The sequence below is a fragment of the Pseudidiomarina woesei genome (assembly GCF_001418345.1).
In the GTDB taxonomy this organism is placed as follows: Bacteria; Pseudomonadota; Gammaproteobacteria; order Enterobacterales; family Alteromonadaceae; genus Pseudidiomarina; species Pseudidiomarina woesei.
The window spans coordinates 61358-79662 of sequence record NZ_LIPW01000002.1; the positions used below are offsets into that span (position 1 = coordinate 61358).

The 18305-nt window shown below is 48.4% G+C and carries 12 protein-coding genes and 1 tRNA gene; 9 read left to right on the forward strand and 4 right to left on the reverse strand.

Going from position 1 to position 18305, the window contains the following annotated elements; all coding sequences use genetic code 11:
• Positions 1 to 34 precede the first annotated feature (34 nt).
• The gene (locus tag ASC40_RS04410; RefSeq protein ID WP_055438582.1) at positions 35 to 1396 is read left to right on the forward strand and encodes a GntP family permease; all 1362 of its coding nucleotides are present in this window, start codon (positions 35 to 37) and stop codon (positions 1394 to 1396) included.
• Here ASC40_RS04410 and ASC40_RS04415 read toward each other — a convergent pair whose 3' ends face one another.
• Genes ASC40_RS04415 through pepA form a run of 3 tightly spaced genes read right to left on the reverse strand, consistent with a single transcriptional unit; the run spans position 1397 to position 6262 of the window.
• Entirely contained in the window at positions 1397 to 4258 is a 2862-nt protein-coding gene (locus ASC40_RS04415; protein WP_055438583.1) for a valine--tRNA ligase, read from the reverse strand. It lies immediately after the preceding gene.
• 18 nt (positions 4259 to 4276) lie between these two features.
• Positions 4277 to 4732, reverse strand: a complete 456-nt coding sequence (locus ASC40_RS04420) for a DNA polymerase III subunit chi (RefSeq protein ID WP_055438584.1) — start codon at positions 4730 to 4732, stop codon at positions 4277 to 4279.
• Positions 4733 to 4756: 24 nt separating this feature from the next.
• Complete coding sequence (gene pepA, locus ASC40_RS04425) at positions 4757 to 6262, reverse strand: leucyl aminopeptidase (protein ID WP_055438585.1); 1506 nt, start codon at positions 6260 to 6262, stop codon at positions 4757 to 4759.
• Positions 6263 to 6385: 123 nt separating this feature from the next.
• Here pepA and lptF point away from each other — a divergent pair, with 123 nt between their 5' ends.
• Together lptF and lptG are read left to right on the forward strand one after the other, a co-directional pair.
• Positions 6386 to 7492 (forward strand): LPS export ABC transporter permease LptF, encoded by a 1107-nt coding sequence (gene lptF, locus ASC40_RS04430; protein ID WP_072243379.1) that lies wholly within the window; start codon positions 6386 to 6388, stop codon positions 7490 to 7492.
• Complete coding sequence (lptG, locus tag ASC40_RS04435; protein ID WP_055438586.1) at positions 7492 to 8562, forward strand: LPS export ABC transporter permease LptG; 1071 nt, start codon at positions 7492 to 7494, stop codon at positions 8560 to 8562. Before lptF ends, lptG begins: the two co-directional genes overlap by 1 nt.
• A 41-nt stretch (positions 8563 to 8603) precedes the next feature.
• On the opposite strand, the gene ASC40_RS04440 is transcribed toward lptG, so the two are convergent.
• Complete coding sequence (locus ASC40_RS04440) at positions 8604 to 9155, reverse strand: RDD family protein (protein WP_055438587.1); 552 nt, start codon at positions 9153 to 9155, stop codon at positions 8604 to 8606.
• A 176-nt stretch (positions 9156 to 9331) separates the two neighbouring features.
• Here ASC40_RS04440 and ASC40_RS04445 point away from each other — a divergent pair.
• The 6 genes from ASC40_RS04445 (at position 9332) to ASC40_RS04470 (ending at position 18288) form a co-directional block, all read left to right on the forward strand.
• Positions 9332 to 9418: transfer RNA gene (locus ASC40_RS04445), tRNA-Leu, on the forward strand.
• Positions 9419 to 9484: 66 nt separating this feature from the next.
• Positions 9485 to 12667 (forward strand): toll/interleukin-1 receptor domain-containing protein, encoded by a 3183-nt coding sequence (locus tag ASC40_RS04450; protein WP_055438588.1) that lies wholly within the window; start codon positions 9485 to 9487, stop codon positions 12665 to 12667.
• Positions 12668 to 14620, forward strand: coding sequence for a hypothetical protein (locus ASC40_RS04455; protein WP_055438589.1), 1953 nt, complete (start codon positions 12668 to 12670; stop codon positions 14618 to 14620).
• 70 nt (positions 14621 to 14690) lie between these two features.
• Positions 14691 to 17060 carry a ribonuclease R gene (rnr, locus tag ASC40_RS04460; protein ID WP_055438590.1) on the forward strand — a complete coding sequence of 790 codons (2370 nt, stop codon included), beginning with the start codon at positions 14691 to 14693 and terminating at the stop codon, positions 17058 to 17060.
• A gap of 27 nt (positions 17061 to 17087) precedes the next feature.
• On the forward strand, positions 17088 to 17834 hold the full coding sequence (gene rlmB / locus ASC40_RS04465; protein ID WP_055438591.1) for a 23S rRNA (guanosine(2251)-2'-O)-methyltransferase RlmB: 747 nt from the start codon (positions 17088 to 17090) through the stop codon (positions 17832 to 17834).
• Positions 17824 to 18288, forward strand: coding sequence for a hypothetical protein (locus ASC40_RS04470; protein ID WP_055438592.1), 465 nt, complete (start codon positions 17824 to 17826; stop codon positions 18286 to 18288). Before rlmB ends, ASC40_RS04470 begins: the two co-directional genes overlap by 11 nt.
• Positions 18289 to 18305: the final 17 nt, after the last annotated feature.

The window sequence follows — 18305 nt, forward strand, 5'->3', positions numbered from 1 at the left end:
CCCGCTAAAACTAATAACAACAGGGGCTCACTTCATGATTGCGAATTTAGGTTTAATTGCCGGTTTGGGTTTATTAATCTGGCTGGCATTGCGTGGCGTTAATATCCTACTTGCGGTATTGGTTTCAATTTTTGTTATTGGTCTAAGTAACAGCATTCCCATAGCTGATATTTTTCTCAAGCACTTTCCGTTCGGAGCTTCAGGTGCTTTTAGTTTTGCCGGAAACTTTTTACTACTGTTTATCTGCGGTGGTATTTTCGGCCGTGTTATGGCGGCAAGTCACGCAGCTCAAGGCGTTGCCGTGGCAATAACACAGAAACTCGGACAGCAACGCGCACTTTGGATAGCCATGTTAGTTTGTGCGCTGCTTACCTATGGCGGTGTGGTGGTGTTTGTGGTGATGTTTACCATGTACCCCATCGGAGTGTCATTGATGCAGAGCGCTAATATTCCTCGGCGCCTGTATGCGGCAGCCATTGCTCTAGGTGCTGGTACCTTTACCATGACAGCATTGCCGGGTACCCCATCCATTCATAATGTGATTGCCGCACGTAATTTAGGTACCGATCTTTTTGCTGGTGGTTGGCTTGGGGTTATGGCCGGCGTAGTGATGGCGGTGCTAGGCATGTGGTATCTACAACGGCAATGGCGTCGCGCTAGTGCTAACGGCGAAAACTACCAAGCTAACGACAAAGATAAGCAAATGGCAGCGTTAGCGCCAGCAACCGATCAACGCCTACCAGGCTTAGTGAAATCGCTATTACCTATTGCTGCGGTATTGGCTACTATTGTTGCGCCACGTGCGCTACAAGCCTTTGGAATACAGTCACAGTGGCAACAGTTCGCTTTAGGCCAACCGGTGCTGTGGGCAAGCTTTGCACTGTTGGCTGGCAGTGTATTGTGTTTGGTCATGTTCGTGCCGGTACGCAAACGCTTTGTCACAGTCGCGGGGCAGGGGGTTGATGATGCCATGTTACCGTTGATCAATACCGCAGCGGTAATTGGCTTTGGTGGTGTCGTGATTCAAACAGCCGGTTTTCATGAGTTTGCTGCATGGCTGCTAGGCCTCGATATTCCCGCTTTATTGTCGGTGTTTATTTCTGCAAACCTGATATCTGGAATTACCGCATCAGCATCGGGTGGGTTACAGATATTTATGTCAAGCCTAGCGCCTGCTTATATTGAAGCTGGGGTTAGCCCAGACCTGCTGCACCGTATCGCTAATCTGGCTGCTGGCGGTCTCGATTCTCTACCACATTCGGGAGCTGTTATTGCGCTGTTAACCTTAATGGGGCTAACCCACAAAGACGCCTATAAAGACATCTTTGTGGTCACGGTGATTATTCCAATAATAGCTGCATTGCTTGCGGTATTGATTGCATTGGCGTTGTATTAATTACAACGCCGCAATTTTTTCCCGCTGTTGCTGCAGTTGGTGCAGGGTATCTTGAGCTTCTGCTTGTTTCGCACGTTCTTTTTCAATTACTTCCGTTGGCGCTTTGCTGACGAAGTTTTCGTTGCTTAATTTACGGGTAAACAAGTCGAATTCTTTCTGCGCTTTCTCAATAGCTTTATCAAGTCGCGCTAGCTCTGCTGCCGTATCAATTAAGCCAGCCATAGGAATGTTTATTTCCATGCGGCCCACAAGAGCTGTTGCGCTCGCAGGGGCTTCCTCGTCGGCTGCTAAGAAAGTAACTGATTCAAGCTTAGCCAAGGCACTTAAGAAGCTTTGGTTCTGCTCAAGCCGCGTTTGAGCGGTCGCATCGGCGTTCTTGAATAGCACCGGTAACGGCTTGCTTGGTGACAAGTTCATTTCGCCACGAATGTTACGTACGGCAACGATAACTTGTTTTAACCATTCCATATCGGCACTGGCTGTTGCAAAGCGCTGCGGTTGCACCTGTGGGTAGGCTTGTAACATGATGGTATCGGCATTGATACCTGCCAATGGTGCTACGCGCTGCCATATTTCTTCGGTAATAAATGGCAACAATGGGTGTAACAAGCGTAATAATTGCTCAAGTACGGTTACCAAGGTGTGGCGCGTGCCACGCAACTGCGCTTCGCTGCCATTAAATAGTACCGGCTTGGTGAGCTCAAGGTACCAGTCACAGAACTGGTTCCAGGTAAACTCATAGGCAATCGCGGCCGCTTGGTCAAAACGAAAGGTATCAAGTGCATGACGGAACTGCTTGGTGGTGTCATTGAGCTGTTCAATAATCCACTGGTCGGCTAATGACAATTCAAGTTCACTACTAGGTTTGCCATCGCGTACACCACAGTCTTGGTCTTCGGTGTTCATCAGCACATAGCGGCTAGCATTCCATAACTTGTTGCAGAAGTTACGGTAGCCCTCTAAGCGCTTCATGTCCCAGTTAATATCGCGACCGGTTGAAGCCAATGCAGCTAGGGTAAAACGCAATGCGTCAGTGCCGTGTGCGGCAATGCCCTCAGGGAACTGCTTTTCGGTGCGCTTCTTAATTTTAGCCTCTAGCTGCGGTTGCATCATATTGGCCGTGCGCTTATTCACCAAGGTATCGAGATCAATACCGTCAATCATGTCGAGCGGATCTAGTACGTTGCCCTTAGATTTCGACATTTTTTGACCTTCTTCATCACGAATCAAACCGGTGACGTAGACGGTTTTAAACGGCACTTGCGGTTTGCCGCTCTCGTCTTTTAAGAAGTGCATGGTCATCATGATCATGCGCGCAACCCAGAAGAAAATAATGTCAAAACCAGTCACCAACACGTCGGTTGGGTGGAAGGTTTTTAAGTCATCCGTGTTATCTGGCCAGCCTAACGTTGAGAACGTCCATAAAGCTGACGAGAACCAAGTATCTAAAACGTCGTCATCTTGGCGCAACGGCGTGTCACCAAGGTTGTTGTCACGGCGCACTTCGTCTTCATCACGGCCAACATAGACGTTGCCTTGGTCATCATACCAAGCAGGAATGCGGTGTCCCCACCAAAGCTGACGCGAAATACACCAGTCTTGAATGTCGCGCATCCAGGCGAAGTACATATTTTCATACTGCTTCGGCACAAACTGAATATCGCCGTCTTCGACGGCTTTTGTGGCAACTTCAGCCATTGGAGCTACGCGTACGTACCATTGGTCAGTCAAATGTGGCTCAATGGGCACGCCACCGCGGTCACCATAAGGAACCTTGTTGGTGTGTGCTTCGGTTTTATCAAGCAAACCAAGTGCGTCAAAATCAGCAATAATTTTCTTGCGTGCGGCAAAGCGCTCAAGCCCTTGGAAGTCGGCTGGTAAGGTACCGTCAAACCCGTCAATTTCAGGCAGTGACTCGCCGGTAGGCGTGTATAAACCAGCAACGTCACGAACATTAGCATGGTCGTCCAACACGGCAATCATGGGTAGGTTGTTACGCTTACCAACGTCATAGTCATTAAAGTCATGAGCGGGGGTGATCTTCACACAACCGGTGCCAAATTCTTTATCGACATAGGTGTCGGCAATGACTGGAATGCGGCGGCCAACAATGGGGAGCTCAACAAATTTGCCGACCAAGCTTTGGTAGCGCTCGTCGTCGGGGTGCACCGCAACACAAACATCACCGAGCATGGTTTCAGGGCGTGTGGTGGCAACCACTAAGTAGTCTTTACCGTCGGCGGTTTTGGCGCCGTCGGCAAGCGGGTAACGCAGGTGCCAAATGTGGCCTTGCTGTTCTTTATTTTCTACTTCTAAGTCAGAAATAGCGGTTTGTAATTTCGGGTCCCAGTTAACCAGGCGCTTCCCCCGATAAATCAGGTTTTCTTTATGCAAGCGCACAAATACTTCTTTGACGGCATTCGACAAACCGTCGTCCATAGTAAAGCGCTCGCGGTCCCAGTCAACCGAGTCGCCTAAACGGCGCATCTGCGAAGTAATGGTGCCGCCAGATTGTGCTTTCCAGTCCCAAATTTTATCGATAAATGCATCTCGGCCAAGCTCTTGGCGGGTTACGCCTTGTGCGGCTAATTGGCGTTCAACCACCATTTGGGTGGCAATACCGGCGTGGTCGCTACCGACTTGCCATAACGTGTTAAACCCATCCATACGCTTATAGCGGGTGAGGGTGTCCATGATGGTATGCTGAAACGCATGCCCCATGTGCAAGCTGCCCGTGACATTTGGCGGGGGGATCATGATGCAATAGGCATCGCCTTGACCCGACGGTTTAAAATAACCGCGCTCTTCCCAAGTTTTATAAAGGGCTTGCTCAATCGCTTGCGGGGAATACGTTTTATCCATAGAAATAGTCACTTCGTTCTATTGGGTGAATGAATTCATCTGTTCAGATGCTTTAACCGTTTGCAGCTCAACACGCTGCCCACGGTATAGTTTATAGCGTTCACGCGCCTGTTGGCGCGCATTTTCTTCACTGGGCACGCGTTCAATAATCATGCGTGCGCCTTGCCACTCGGGCATATCAGCCATTAAGTTTACCACCGCAGCGGTGCGGCGTTTAGCCACATTAGCTTGCGGCCAACACAACTCCACCGGTGCACCTTGAGAAGGCCCCTCACCGGCTAAATTATGTGGCACGAACGCGTCGCTCGGTGATTGCCACAAGGCTTCATCGAGTTTTTCGGCTTCCGCTTGATTGGCACACCAAACACGAACGCTTCGAAAATCGCGCCATGCTTGCGTAATACGCTCACAGAAGAACTGCAACTGTTGTTGCTCATCAAGCCCGTCGAGAACGTAAAAAATGCCTTGTGCCATAGGTTAAGCCTTAACTATTAGGTTTTATTCTTGCTCTGCCGAAGCGGTGCGGTTGAGCACGAATTGCGTCAGCAACGGTACCGGACGGCCTGTTGCGCCTTTCTTCGCGCCGCTGCGCCATGCTGTACCAGCTATATCTAAGTGCGCCCAGTGGTATTTCTTGGTAAAGCGCGACAAGAAACATGCTGCAGTAATGGTACCTGCATCGCGACCGCCTAGGTTAGACATATCAGCAAATGGGCTATCTAATGCGTCTTGATATTCATCCCACACCGGCAAGCGCCATGCACGATCGCCGCTTTGCTCTGAGGCTGATAACAACTCATGGGCAAGCGGGTTGTGGGTGCTCATTAAGCCGCTAGCGTGGTGGCCAAGGGCAATAATACAAGCCCCTGTTAGGGTGGCAACATCAACTACCGCTTCAGGTTCAAACCGCTCGACATAGGTTAAGGTGTCGCACAACACCAGACGACCTTCAGCATCCGTATTTAATACTTCAACGGTTTGTCCGCTCATGGTGGTAAGTACATCACCAGGGCGATAGGCTTTCCCATCTGGCATATTTTCACAGCCGGCAATGGCGCCAATAACGTTGATTGGCAGTTGCAGTTCAGCAATTGCTTGCATAGCACCTAAAACGGAGGCTGCACCGCCCATATCATATTTCATTTCATCCATGTTGGCCGATGGCTTAATTGAAATACCGCCGGCATCAAAGGTTAAGCCTTTGCCAACCAACACAATTGGTGCCTGGCTAGCATCGCCACCTTGGTAGTGCAATAAGCTTAATACCGATTCGTTTTCAGAACCACGGCCTACGGCTAAATAGGCGTTCATACCGAGCTCAGCCATTTCTTGTTCGGTGACTGCGGTAAATTTTAAATTGTCATGGTTATTTGCCATTTCTTCGCAGCGTTCTGCTAAATAGCGTGGCGTACAGATATTGGGTGGCATATTTGCCACGTCGCGGCATAGCGACATACCTTTAGAAACCGCTAAACCGTGCTGAATGGCTTTTTCGCTAAGTGGCAGCTCACGGCGCGTCGGTACATTAAATACCATTTTGCGCAGAGGCCGGCGAGGCTCTTCTTTACGAGTTTTTAATTGGTTAAAAGTATATAAACCGCCTTGTGCGGCTTCTACCGCTTGACGCACTTTCCAGTAAGTGTCGCGACCTTTAACGTGAAGCTCGCTGAGAAAACACACCGCTTCCATTGAACCAGTTTCGTTCAAAGTATGGATGGTTTTTTCAATAATTTGTTTATACTGACGTTCATCGAGCTCTCGTTCCTTGCCACAGCCAACTAGCAAAACGCGTTCGCTGAATACATTAGGAACGTTGTGTAGCAGCAGCATTTGCCCTGGTTTTCCTTCAAGGTCACCGCGGCGCAGCAGGTTACTGAGGTAGCCTTCGCTGACTTTATCAAGTTGTTCTGCTACACCGGATAGGCGGCGTGGTTCGTATACACCAACCACGACACAGGCAGATCGTTGTTTTTCCGGACTGCCACTTTTTACGCTGAACTCCATATGTGCTCCCGTTTGCTGCGGTTGACAGTGGATCGCTGTCGTAGAATAATTCTTGTTAAAATGACAAGTTTACTTAAAAATCGCAGTATTTCCAGTAAAAAGCAACGTTAAGAGTGGGCATCAGTGCGTATATTTCGCTATTTAATACGTGAAACATTTAAGTCGCAAATCGCTGTGTTAGTGGTTTTGATGACTATTTTTGTCAGTCAAAAGTTTGTTCGCGTGCTTGCTGATGCTTCTGCTGGAGAAATTCCAAGCAATATCGTTATTCAGTTACTCGGTTTAAATCTTCCCGCACTTGCAGCGCTCATTTTACCATTGAGTTTATTTCTCGGCATTTTGCTAGCGCATGGGCGTATATACGCGGACAACGAAATGACCGTTTTGCATGCTTGTGGTGTCAGTGAGTGGTACGTAACTCGGGTAACTCTGGTGTTATCAGTCATTTTAGCTGTTGGTACTGCGGCATTGACGCTGTATTTGGTGCCTTGGTCACTTGAGCAAGAGCGGGTGGTGGAAGAGCGAGCACGCAGTGAAACAGGGTTAAGCGTGATCATGCCGGGCCGCTTCCAACAAGCGAGTAACCAAAAAGCGGTGATTTATGTTCAAGGCTTAACTGAAAACGGCGACTTAGATGAAGTGTTTGTTGCCCAGTCATTACGCGACGAAAATAATCGTGTGATTGGCGGCAGCGTAGTTATGGCAGACAACGGCGCTGTCATTGCGGCCGCCACAGGAGCACAAACCTTAGTCTTGTCGAACGGCATGCGTTATGCGCAAAGTCTCGATGAAGGTGAGTTTCAAGTAATGCAGTTTGATAACTATCAACTGCAAATTAAAGAACAAGAGGGAAGCGAGTATATTCGCAAGCTTGAAGCCTACAGCACATTAGAGTTAATGAACGAACCGAATACAGAGGCTCAAGCAGAGCTTCAATGGCGCATTGCAATTCCGCTGGCAATGCCATTACTGACCCTCATTGCCGTGCCGTTAAGTCGAGTGAACCCGCGCCAAGGAAAGTTTGCACGTATGGCCCCAGCTTTGCTGATTTATTTGGGCTATTTTCTTATTCTGATGTCAGCTCGTTCTGCTGTTGCTGATGGCGCTATTCCAGCTAGTATCGGTTTGTGGTGGATTCATGTTTTGCTGCTTGTTTGCGGTGTTGCACTTATCGGCAAAGGCCGCCCTTGGGGGCTGAAAGTGCTATCAAAATTTAAGAGGGCGCGCTGATGTTTTCTATTCTTGATCGTTATATTGCGCGCTCTGTGTTGGTGACCTCGCTGCTTAGTTTGGCGGTTTTAAGTGGCCTGTCGAGTTTGATTCGATTTGTTGAACAGTTGAAATCGGTAGGTCGTGGCACCTACTCGGTAGCTGAAGCTGGGCTGTTCGTGCTATACAGCTTGCCCCGCGACATTGAAGTGTTTTTCCCTATGGCGGCCTTGTTAGGTGGTCTTATTGGCATGGGCATGTTGGCAAGCAACTCAGAACTTGTAGTGATGTTAGCCGCGGGTCGCTCGCGCTTAAACATTGTGGGCTCAGTGATGAAGGCAGCCGTAATCATGATGCTTGCCGTTATGGCGATGGGTGAGTGGGTAGCTCCAGAATTAGAATCGCACGGCCGTGAGCTTCGCGCCCGAGCAATTTCCGGCGGTAGCCTCATATCAGCGCAGCAGGGAATTTGGGCGCGCGACGGCATGAACTTTGTCAATATCGGCGAGGTAGAAAATACCGGCCGGTTGCGAGACATTACTGTCTATCATTTCGATGAAGGCAACGAGCTAAATTCTATTCTGCATGCAGCCAGCGCTGTATACAGCGCTGAGCGCTGGCGCTTGGCTGACGTAACACGCACCACCTATACGTTTGAAAAAATTCAGCAAGATCACCAAGAAACATACCTGTGGCAATCGTCGTTAACGCCAGACAAGCTTGGTGTGGTTACGGTAAAGCCGGAAAGTTTGTCTATTCGCGGTTTGATCGATTACCTAGACTACCTAGAAGCGAACCGTCAAGCGGCTGAGCGTTATGAGTTAGCCCTATGGCGCAAGCTGTTAGCGCCTGTGACGGTTGCGGTTATGTTGCTGGTGGCGTTGTCATTTATTTTTGGCCCATTGCGCTCAACCACCATGGGGGCGCGCATACTACTGGGTGTTATTACTGGTTTTGGTTTTCATGTGAGTAACGAAATTTTTGGGCCTATGGCTCAGGTTTATCAGTTGCCACCCGTGCTTGGTGCTTTGTTGCCAAGTTTACTGTTCGCTAGCTGGGCGCTATGGATGATGGGGCGCCGCGGCAGTTAGCGGCGCGCTACATTAAGTTCTTTTGGCTATAGTTCTTTTGGTTACAGTTCTTTCCAATAATACAGTTGGTTTGCTTCTTTCGACAAAGTGACCAACTCGGTTCCGGCCGCATAATCGTGCCAGGCTCTGCGGTTTTTAAAGTCCACCAGAACCCACAAATTACCAAGCCCAAAGGCACAGGTTAAAATACGAATAGCGGCTTGCTTTTTGGTGAGGCGTTGGCCATTGCGTTGTTGAACTTTTAAGCGCCAAGCTCGCATTCCAATAGTTTGCCCGCTGCGCCACCAGAACCAGCCGAAGAACACAGCTAATACACTCAATAAGTAAATACTATATAGCGGTGTTTGGTTTAGCCAATCAGCCGCGGTAAAACTGTCGCTTAATTGAATAATCCCACTGGTATTAAGCACAGCCGGCAATATCAGAGCTAAACCGCTGGCAAGCATCAAAATAGCAACGGCCACGAGTAAATCATAAATCATCGCCGCAATACGTCGTAAAAAGCCCGCGCTTGGGAAGCTGGCATGTATTTGAGCGGTAGTTTTTGGTGGACTATCTTCGACAGATGGCGCGTTAGTTGACGTTGTACTCATGATGAACCCGTGCTGAAAATTTTCGCTATAGTACCGAAAAAAGCTAAAGAAAAACCAATTTTTCAGGTTATTTGCTCATGAAATAAGCGATTGAATAATTCTGTCATAAAATGTCTTGATTGACTTCAACGGTTCAGTATAATGCGCAGCATACTTCAGTAAGCAAGACCCCCAGTGCCTGGGTGGCGAAATTGGTAGACGCAGCGGATTCAAAATCCGCCGGGATAAAACCCGTGTCGGTTCGAGTCCGACCCTAGGCACCACTTCTTTACAAAACCCCACTTTGAAAGCTATAACCTTGTGTATAACAACACACAGGGACCGAAATCTTGTCTTCATCTTCAACACCACAACGCACCTATCAAGCTTTTATCTCATATCGACACGCGGACAACACGCTCGAGGGGCGGCAATGGGCCACTTGGCTACATCAAGCCATTGAAACCTACCAAGTACCCGACGAATTAGTGGGCAAAAAAAATAGCCGCGGCGAAGAAATTCCAGAGCGTATTTTCCCAATATTTCGTGATGAAGATGAGCTACCCGCCGATGCTGACTTAGGTAATTCTATTGCCAATGCGCTGAAAGCGTCTCGGTTACTTGTGGTGGTGTGCTCACCTAACGCTGTCGCATCGACTTATGTTGCCGATGAAATTGACTACTTTAAACGCCTCGGGCACTCCGATCGCATTATTGCGATGATCATTGACGGTGAGCCCAATGTTAGCTGGGATACCAGCAAACATAAGCTAGGTTTTTCAGCTGAACAAGAGTGTTTTCCAGAACCCTTGCAATTTCGTTATGACGAAAATGGCAATCGCACTGAGCAAAGGGCTGAACCCATTGCGGCTGACTTTCGGGTATTCCATAACGGCCAACCCCAGCAAGCGTGGACTAGCCAAGCAGCTTACCGACAGCAGCTAAAGGCCGATGGGCAATTAACACCACAAGACATCGATAGCTTAGTCAAACGCTATGGTGAGCAGCAAAACCTCATGTTGCTCAAAATTATCGCAGGCATTTTAGGGGTGCCATTAGGTGAGTTGACACAACGCGATAAAGCCTACCAGTTGGCGTTAGCAAAACAACGCGCTAAGCGACTAAGGCAGTGGCTCGCTGCGGTGGGTGTATTGGCCATGGTGGCGATAGGCGCTGGTATTTGGGCTTATGTGCAACAACAAGTGGCAGAGCAACAGCGTGACACCGCGCTTGTGAGCCAAAGTCGATTCTTGCTGAATCAGGCGCAGTTGCGAGCCGAAGACGGTCGTTTTGATGAAGCTATTCTGCTTGGGCTAAACGCGCTACCGGGGGAGTACGGTGGTCAGCGGCCTTGGGTTAATGAATTGGCCGGTTTGCGTTTAGCCATGCAGCAGAACCAAAAAATACTAAGTTGGCGAGCGCCTCAGGCGGTAGCCTATGCAGCATTAATTCCGCACGTACCACGCTTAGCTGTAGGTTATAACAATGGTACTGTGGATATTCTGGAGGTAAATAGTGGTCAAGTTTTAGCAACATTGGCCCATCAAGCTCCTATCGACCAGTTTACTATAAGTCCGACCGGCCAATATATTGCGCTTAAAGGGCGTGACTCGAGATTAACGATTTGGAGCTTAGCCAACTTTGAAAAAATAAATGACATTTCGATGAAAGGGTGGTCCGAGTCGGTGCAATTCAATGCCGACGAGAGTGCGGTTTTTTCGTTGAATTACCCTGGTTTTATCGCCAAGTACCCAATCAATGACAATACTGCGTTGTATGAGACGGAGGTTGTTGAATCAGCAAACCGCCTCATTATCTCACCCAATAGTAAGTATCTGGCGACGGCAGATTTATTTGGCATGAACCCCCATGTTTTTGACGGTGAAACAGGTCAGTTAATCCGCTCGATTCCGGCCGAAGAAGGGGCTTATGCAGGGATAATTCTTGAACCTCAATTTAGTCCGCTGAATAATGAGATTCTTTTAGTCTATTCTCATCTTGGTACGCACAGTTATGTGGTGACTAGCGATGAAAAGTCGTTTGCCCCTGGCTACCATTTAATATTCGACCAAGCAGGTGAGGCCGGCTTGATGTTATCGACAGGGCAACGCATTGACTCAGGTAATGAAAACGCGGACGGACTAAATGCACTAAGCACTTCCCCCATGGTGGTTGATTTAAATAGTCGCAACTATGTAGCACTTGAGCACGGCATGATGGGGCCAGATTTTGTTCAGTTTGGCGCTAAAGAAACGATCTATTCTGGCAGTGGCGATAATATATATGTTTGGAATGAGAAAACCGGTGAGCAAACGTTTGTTATTAAAATTCCCGATTCAGAAAAAACCAGCATTGATGATCAGCAACAACTTATTTTAGCGTGGCAGCCCGGCGCACAAAATGTTGATTTGTACAGTTTACAGGGCAGTCAAGCCGCTGCTTTTATCGTCAACAACTTCCAAGCACTCGGACGTTCATTGAGCCCTTCAGGCAATTGGTTACTGGTTATCAATGACGATAATTCTATCGGTTGGCTGAATACGAAAACCAATACGGTAGAAGCTGTTATGCCTATACCATGTGAGCGTCTTTGGCGTGATGCTCAAGTGGTTTTCGCAGCAGATGAAACACGGGCAGCCATTCACTGTCAGCGTGACTCTTGGTTTGTCTCTCAACGTGACACGGCAAAAGCACTAACCTTTCAAGCGACTACGGTGGCCAACTCGGGCGAGCTTGCTGCAAAGGTAGTCGATGCCGGTGAGCAGATTGCTGCACAGGTATTTGATTGGCGTAACAATACTCCGGTTGCAGAAATAACTTTACCGGCTCAATCACGCTATGACATTGATGGCCTCACTATATCTGCTGGTGGCAACTATGTATTGGCCAATATTGATAGTAAAAATACGATTGTCGCAAACATTAAAAACAACACAGTGTATGTTGATATTCCACTTGCCGGTGAGGCTGTGTGGCTTTCTGAGCCGCAACTAACCGTGGTGAAGCAGGTTGATGCGATAACTTTTTGGAGGGCACAGCAAAAAGAGCCTATTTGGCGTTTTGCTGACGGTCGTAAGTACAATACGGTTCTACCGATTGCAAATGGACGTATGCTGTTAGTTCAAACCGCAGCCGACGAGTTGCTGTGGTTAGATGTTGCAAGTCAAAAGATCATCCAGACAGCTAAACTAAGTGGTTATTTACCAAGGGTTCGCGAGTATCCACAACAAGATATGTTTATTATTCATGGCTATCAATGGCAATCGTGGCGTATGTCTGACCATACACTTATTGATCGGTCGCCTACGTTTGGCCAAAGCCGCGACATTGCTTTTGATGCAACCACCGGTGCGTTAGTGCAGATCATTGATGAGCATCGCTATGTGCGTTATCCGGCTCTACTTGATCTTAGCGTAAAACAGGCTCGCGCCGCTTTACCTATTGGCAAAAACTGCTTATCGGAAGAACAAAGAGCGCGCTATTACTTGCCGCCGTTAACCCCCAAACAACGCCAGCAAAGAGGATGTGAATAAATGATGCCCTCATGGTTATTGCCGCTACTTAAGGTGCTCGGCATAAAGGAGCAAGACAACGCCAAGGTAATTCTTAGCAAAGCCGAAAAACTAGCCAATCAGTTAGCGCCGAATACTCGGCGTATGTACGCCTATATTCTTGTTGTTCAAGGCTTGGCTGTGTTGGCGCCGCTATTGTGGTTGTTAGTTACCCGCAGTGGGGTGAATGTAAGCTATGTCGGATATTTTAGTGCGGTATGCGCTATTTTGTTAGTGGCTGTATTATGGTGGGTGCGTTGGCGCGGTATGCAACATAATTGGGCTCGTGCGCGAGTGGTCGCAGAAATTGCGCGCTCACAATTAGCCTCTGCAAGCATTGACCCAGTCATTACCGCAAAGGCGCTAACGGCTGCACCAAGCCTTGCTGCTATTGCCGCATATTTACAGCGACCTGTTGCAGTTGATGAATTAAAAAATTCGAATGCAGCAGCGTTACAAACGGACTACTGTCAGCAACGCGTTGTTGATCAACTAAATTACTATCGGCAAAAGCGCCGATTGGCGCAGCAACAGCGACATCGCCTGAGTAAAACCGTAACTTTGTGTGTAGATGCTGCGTTGTTTTTGGCTGTAATGGGGCTGCTAATAGCGCTGCGCGACAACTCAAATTCTTGGTTGTTATGGTCTGGTTCAGACTATATTTTGGCCTTTATTGGTGCGTTATTGCCTTTGGTTGCTATTTTACTGCAGCTACGTGGCAACTACTTAGACCTAGACCGGCGGGTAGGGCGTTATGCTCAACAAATTGAGTTTCTTGAGCTACAGCAGCAACGGCTAGAAAGCAAGTTGTCGCCAGCGCAATTTAAACAGGTTGTGGTTGAAACCGAGGTTAGTTTGCTGAGTGAAGTTAGTGAGTGGTATTACCAAACCGAACACAACCAGCCTTACTATCGCGCCAATAATCAGGAAATTGACCAACGTGAATTGCAATTAATTAAAGCTAAGCCCGTTGGCTTTATGAGCAAACTTTCTAACGTGTTAGCAATTTCTGCAGGGTTTATCGGGCGGGTGCTGTTTGGTCGAGTACTAGTCGTTGGGCTATCGATTGTGGTAACGACAGCACTGATTCATTACAACAAAGCGCCGCAAGACCCCAACGTAGTCGCTAAATTAAGTAGTCAAGAAGGCGAGTTGCTGGTCGCAAACCAATCTAGCTACGCACTCTGGCAACCAAGCGATGCTGCGAAACAGCATGGACTCATTGTAGTTGCACACGGTCTGCGTGATGGCGTGCAACGAACAATTCCAGAAAATGTGAGTGACGCACATTGGATGACGCGCCTACAGCAAGCAATTAAACAGCAAACCAAGCATACACCGGAAATTATTTTGGTGAATTGGAGCCATGCAGCAAGGCCTTCAGCGGTACCCGTTGTAACCTTAGAAAATAAAATGCTTGATGCATTAGGGCTACCTAAAGACGCACAAAGCATGTTGAATGATTTATCAATGATTCGTCCGCAAGGTGAGCGCATTGGCGAATTAGTGGGTTTCAAACTTGCCCGAGAATATCGCTCTGGTGTGCTCGATAAAAATAAGCCATTACATTTAATTGGCCATAGCGCTGGTGGCTTTGTAGTGCTACATGCAGCGCTCGTATTAGACGAGTTGGGGCTGGCGCCGACAGATATGCGGGTGACAATGCTCGATACGCCAGTTCCCGTGGCTAGCGATATTGCCAAACTGACAGCGCACACCCCCGTTGATTTTTACGTTACATCGAGCCTTGCATTGGGTGTGCCCAAACATCAATTTAGTGCTGAATTCAATCGCTTTGATATCGCCGTACCAAGTGAAATTGACCCATACACCGGGGCGCATTCATATGCACATAGTTGGTTTATTGAGAGCGTAAACCAGCCCGAATTACAACAAGGTTTTGCGCGTTCAAGCTTCGCAAAACAACAGCGCTAACGGCAATTATCTGTTATGCTATAGGCATTCGACTGCTTGCAGTTTTGCGGTAGTTAACTATTGAGGAAATATGACAAAACACGACGATTCGTCAACATTAGAACAACCCGAATACGAGGTTGAAATTCCTTCACGCGACGATTTGCTCGCTGCCGTTGAAGCACGCCTAAAACCAACTAGTTTTGATGAACTGGTTGAAAAATTCAAACTAACAGATGAGCGACAGCAGGTTGGCTTGAAACGCCGTTTACGTGCTATGGAGCGCGATGGCCAACTTATCTACACCAAAGCCAATGCATATGGACTGCCTGAGCGTATGAGCCTGATTAAAGGGCGCATGATTGGCCACCGTGATGGCTTTGGTTTTTGTCGCCCCGACGAAGGCGGCGCCGATTTATTCATTCCGCATCATCAAATGTACAACGTGTTGCATGGTGACAAAGTACTGGTGCAGCAACAGGGCACCGAAAGCAAGGGCCGCAAAGAAGGTCGTATTGTGCGCGTTATTGAGCCGCGTAAGGGTGATATCGTCGGGCGTTATTTTGTCGAGCACAACATTGGTATTGTGGTGCCTGACGACAGCCGTATTTGCCAAGATATATTAATTCCAGAAGGCCAAACCAACGGCGCGCGGCATGGGCAAATTGTGGTGGTGGAAGTGACGCAACGGCCAACGCGCCGCAGTAGCCCCATTGGCACGGTAACCAAAGTACTCGGTGAGCATATGGCTCCGGGAATGGAAATTGAAATTGCGATTCGTGAACACGACATTCCAACGCAATGGTCAGCCGCGGTTGAGCAAGAATTAGCTCGTTACGGTGAAACTGTTCCGGCTGAGGCCTACGAAGGGCGCACCGATTTACGTAAATTACCGCTGATAACCATTGATGGTGATGACTCGCGCGACTTTGACGATGCTGTCTGTGCCGAGCCTAACGGCGATGGTTGGCGCTTGTGGGTGGCGATTGCAGATGTGAGTTATTACGTGCGCCCTAATACAGCGTTAGATAAAGACGCTCTTGAGCGCGGCAACTCTGTGTATTTCCCTAACTTTGTCGTGCCGATGCTACCAGAAAAGCTCAGCAACGGCTTATGCTCGTTAAATCCTGACGTAGACCGATTGTGTATGGTGGCAGAAATGACCATCAACAATAAAGGTAAACTCACAGGTTCTGAGTTTTACCCTGCCGTCATGAAGTCACATGCGCGATTAACCTACACCAAAGTGGCCGCCATTTTAGATGGCGACGCGAAGCTGAGAAAAGATTATGACCATGTGATGGGTAATATTGAAAACTTGCATGGCTTATACAAAGTGCTGAAAAAAGCGCGTCAACAACGTGCAGCTATCGAGTTTGAAACAACCGAAACGCGATTTATATTCAATGCACAACGCAAAATAGAATCGATTGAGCCAGTGCGTCGTAACGTGGCGCATACCATCATTGAAGAATGTATGATCATGGCTAACGTGGCCACTGCGCGGCTTATTGAAAGCCATGAAGAAGCGGGTGCATTGTTCCGAATTCATGAGCCACCAGCAGCCGAGCGTTTAACGTCGTTTCGTAGCTTTTTAGCCGAGCTTGGCATTACCATGAAAGGTGGTGATGATCCAAGCCCACAAGATTATAGCGATGTGCTGGCGCAAGTGGCTGAGCGGCCAGATGCCGAGCTTATTCAGACCATGCTGTTACGGTCTATGCAGCAAGCAGTTTATAGCCCTGACAACGCTGGGCACTTTGGCTTGGCGCTTGACGAATATTCGCATTTCACGTCGCCTATTCGTCGTTACCCTGACCTAATCTTACACCGTGCCATTAAAGCCTTGCTTAAAAAGCAGAAGGGGCCTTCGCCGGCACTGGAAGGGGCGTGGATGTACCCAGACGAACAGCTTGATGAGCTAGGTGCGCATTGTTCCATGACCGAGCGCCGTGCAGATGACGCCACGCGCCAAGTAGATGAATGGCTGAAATGCGAATACATGCGAGACCACGTGGGCTCTGAATTCTCAGGTGTTATTGCCGCCGTAACTAATTTTGGTTTATTTGTGCGCATTGATGACATGCAAATTGATGGCTTGGTGCACATTAGTAACCTTGATAACGACTACTATCAGTTTGATGGTGAACGGCAGTTATTGATTGGCGAAAATTCACGGCGAGTCTATCGGTTAGGTGATAAAGTACGCATTCGCGTGAAATCAGTGAATTTAGACGAGCGCAAAATTGACTTAGATTTACTGTCGGCAGAAAGCCCAACCGGCCAAGATCGTATGCTGGCGAAAGGCAAAAAGTTTGCCAAGGCCGAACAGCCGGCCAGTAAAAAACAGAAAAAACAGGCCACCAAAGCGCGTATTAAGTCGAAGCGTAAAGCCAAAGAGTCGGCCCGTAAAGGCAAAAAGCCGAAGGGCCAAAAATCGAAAGGCCCAAAACGGTCATAAGTATTCATTCTTGAGAGTTGTTGTTACATGAGCAAAAAAGTCATTATTTTCGGGATGCACTCAGTGCGTTCAGTGATGAGCCAGCACCCTGAACGCTTAGTGGAAGTGTTTGCCACGCGCGAGCGCCAAGACAAGCCCTTGCAAGAGCTAGTTAGCCAAGCGCAAAAGCTGGGTATGCGGGTGCAGTTTGTACCGAAAACCACGTTGGATAAAAAAGCTGAAGGTGGTAATCACCAGGGTGTTGTTATCACGGCGCTTGAAGCACCCCAGTTAACCGAAAATGATTTAGACGCACTGTGTGAAAAAGCCGGCAAAAAAGCGCTGTTCTTGGTACTTGACGGAGTAACTGACCCGCATAACTTAGGGGCCTGTTTACGCACCGCGGACGCCACTGGGGTTACCGCTATAATTGTTCCTAAAGATAAATCAGCATCAATTAACCCAACGGTTCGTAAGGTGGCAAGTGGTGCTGCAGAAGCAGTACCATTTGTACAAGTGACGAATTTGGCACGTACATTGCGACAGCTACAAGATAATCAGGTTTGGGTAGTCGGTACCGCGGGTGAAGCTACCAAGAATTTATATGAAGTTGACTACACCGGCCCGGTAGCCATTGTTATGGGGGCTGAAGGCGACGGTATGCGCCGTTTAACCCGCGAAACCTGCGATGAATTAATTAAAATACCTTTATTGGGCACAGTGAGTAGCCTAAACGTATCGGTTGCAACCGGTGTGAGCTTGTACGAAGTGGTGCGTCAACGTTATGGCAGCTAGACGCAGTTGGAAGCCGCTACTTATAGCGGCGTTGGTTATTGTTATGTTGGCATTGGCATGGTTACCAACCGGTGAGCTTGACCCCGAGCAACGCTCCAACAAACCGTTTTTACATGTCACATATACCATTGATGCAGCAAGTGACGGCAGTGCCAAAGGCTTTTTGGAAGATGTAGCTTTTGATATTCAGCAACGCATAGAGCAGCGTCACGAGTGGCGACTATCGGAAACAGCAGAGCCGCGCGCGTGGCAACTTACTGTCCAGGTGACAAGTGGCGCCATGCTGGTGCTTAGTGGCGAGCTCGAAGCGCCGGCCAGCAATAACACGCAAGCTTCTGTGCAACGTTTTAAAGTGCAAGGTCCTAAGGACAGTTATGCGGCCTTGCCTGAGCAATACGTAAAAATACTTATTCAACTTGTCGAAAACGGTCATAAAGCGCAATCAAGCTTGTGATTGCGGGCGTTATAGGC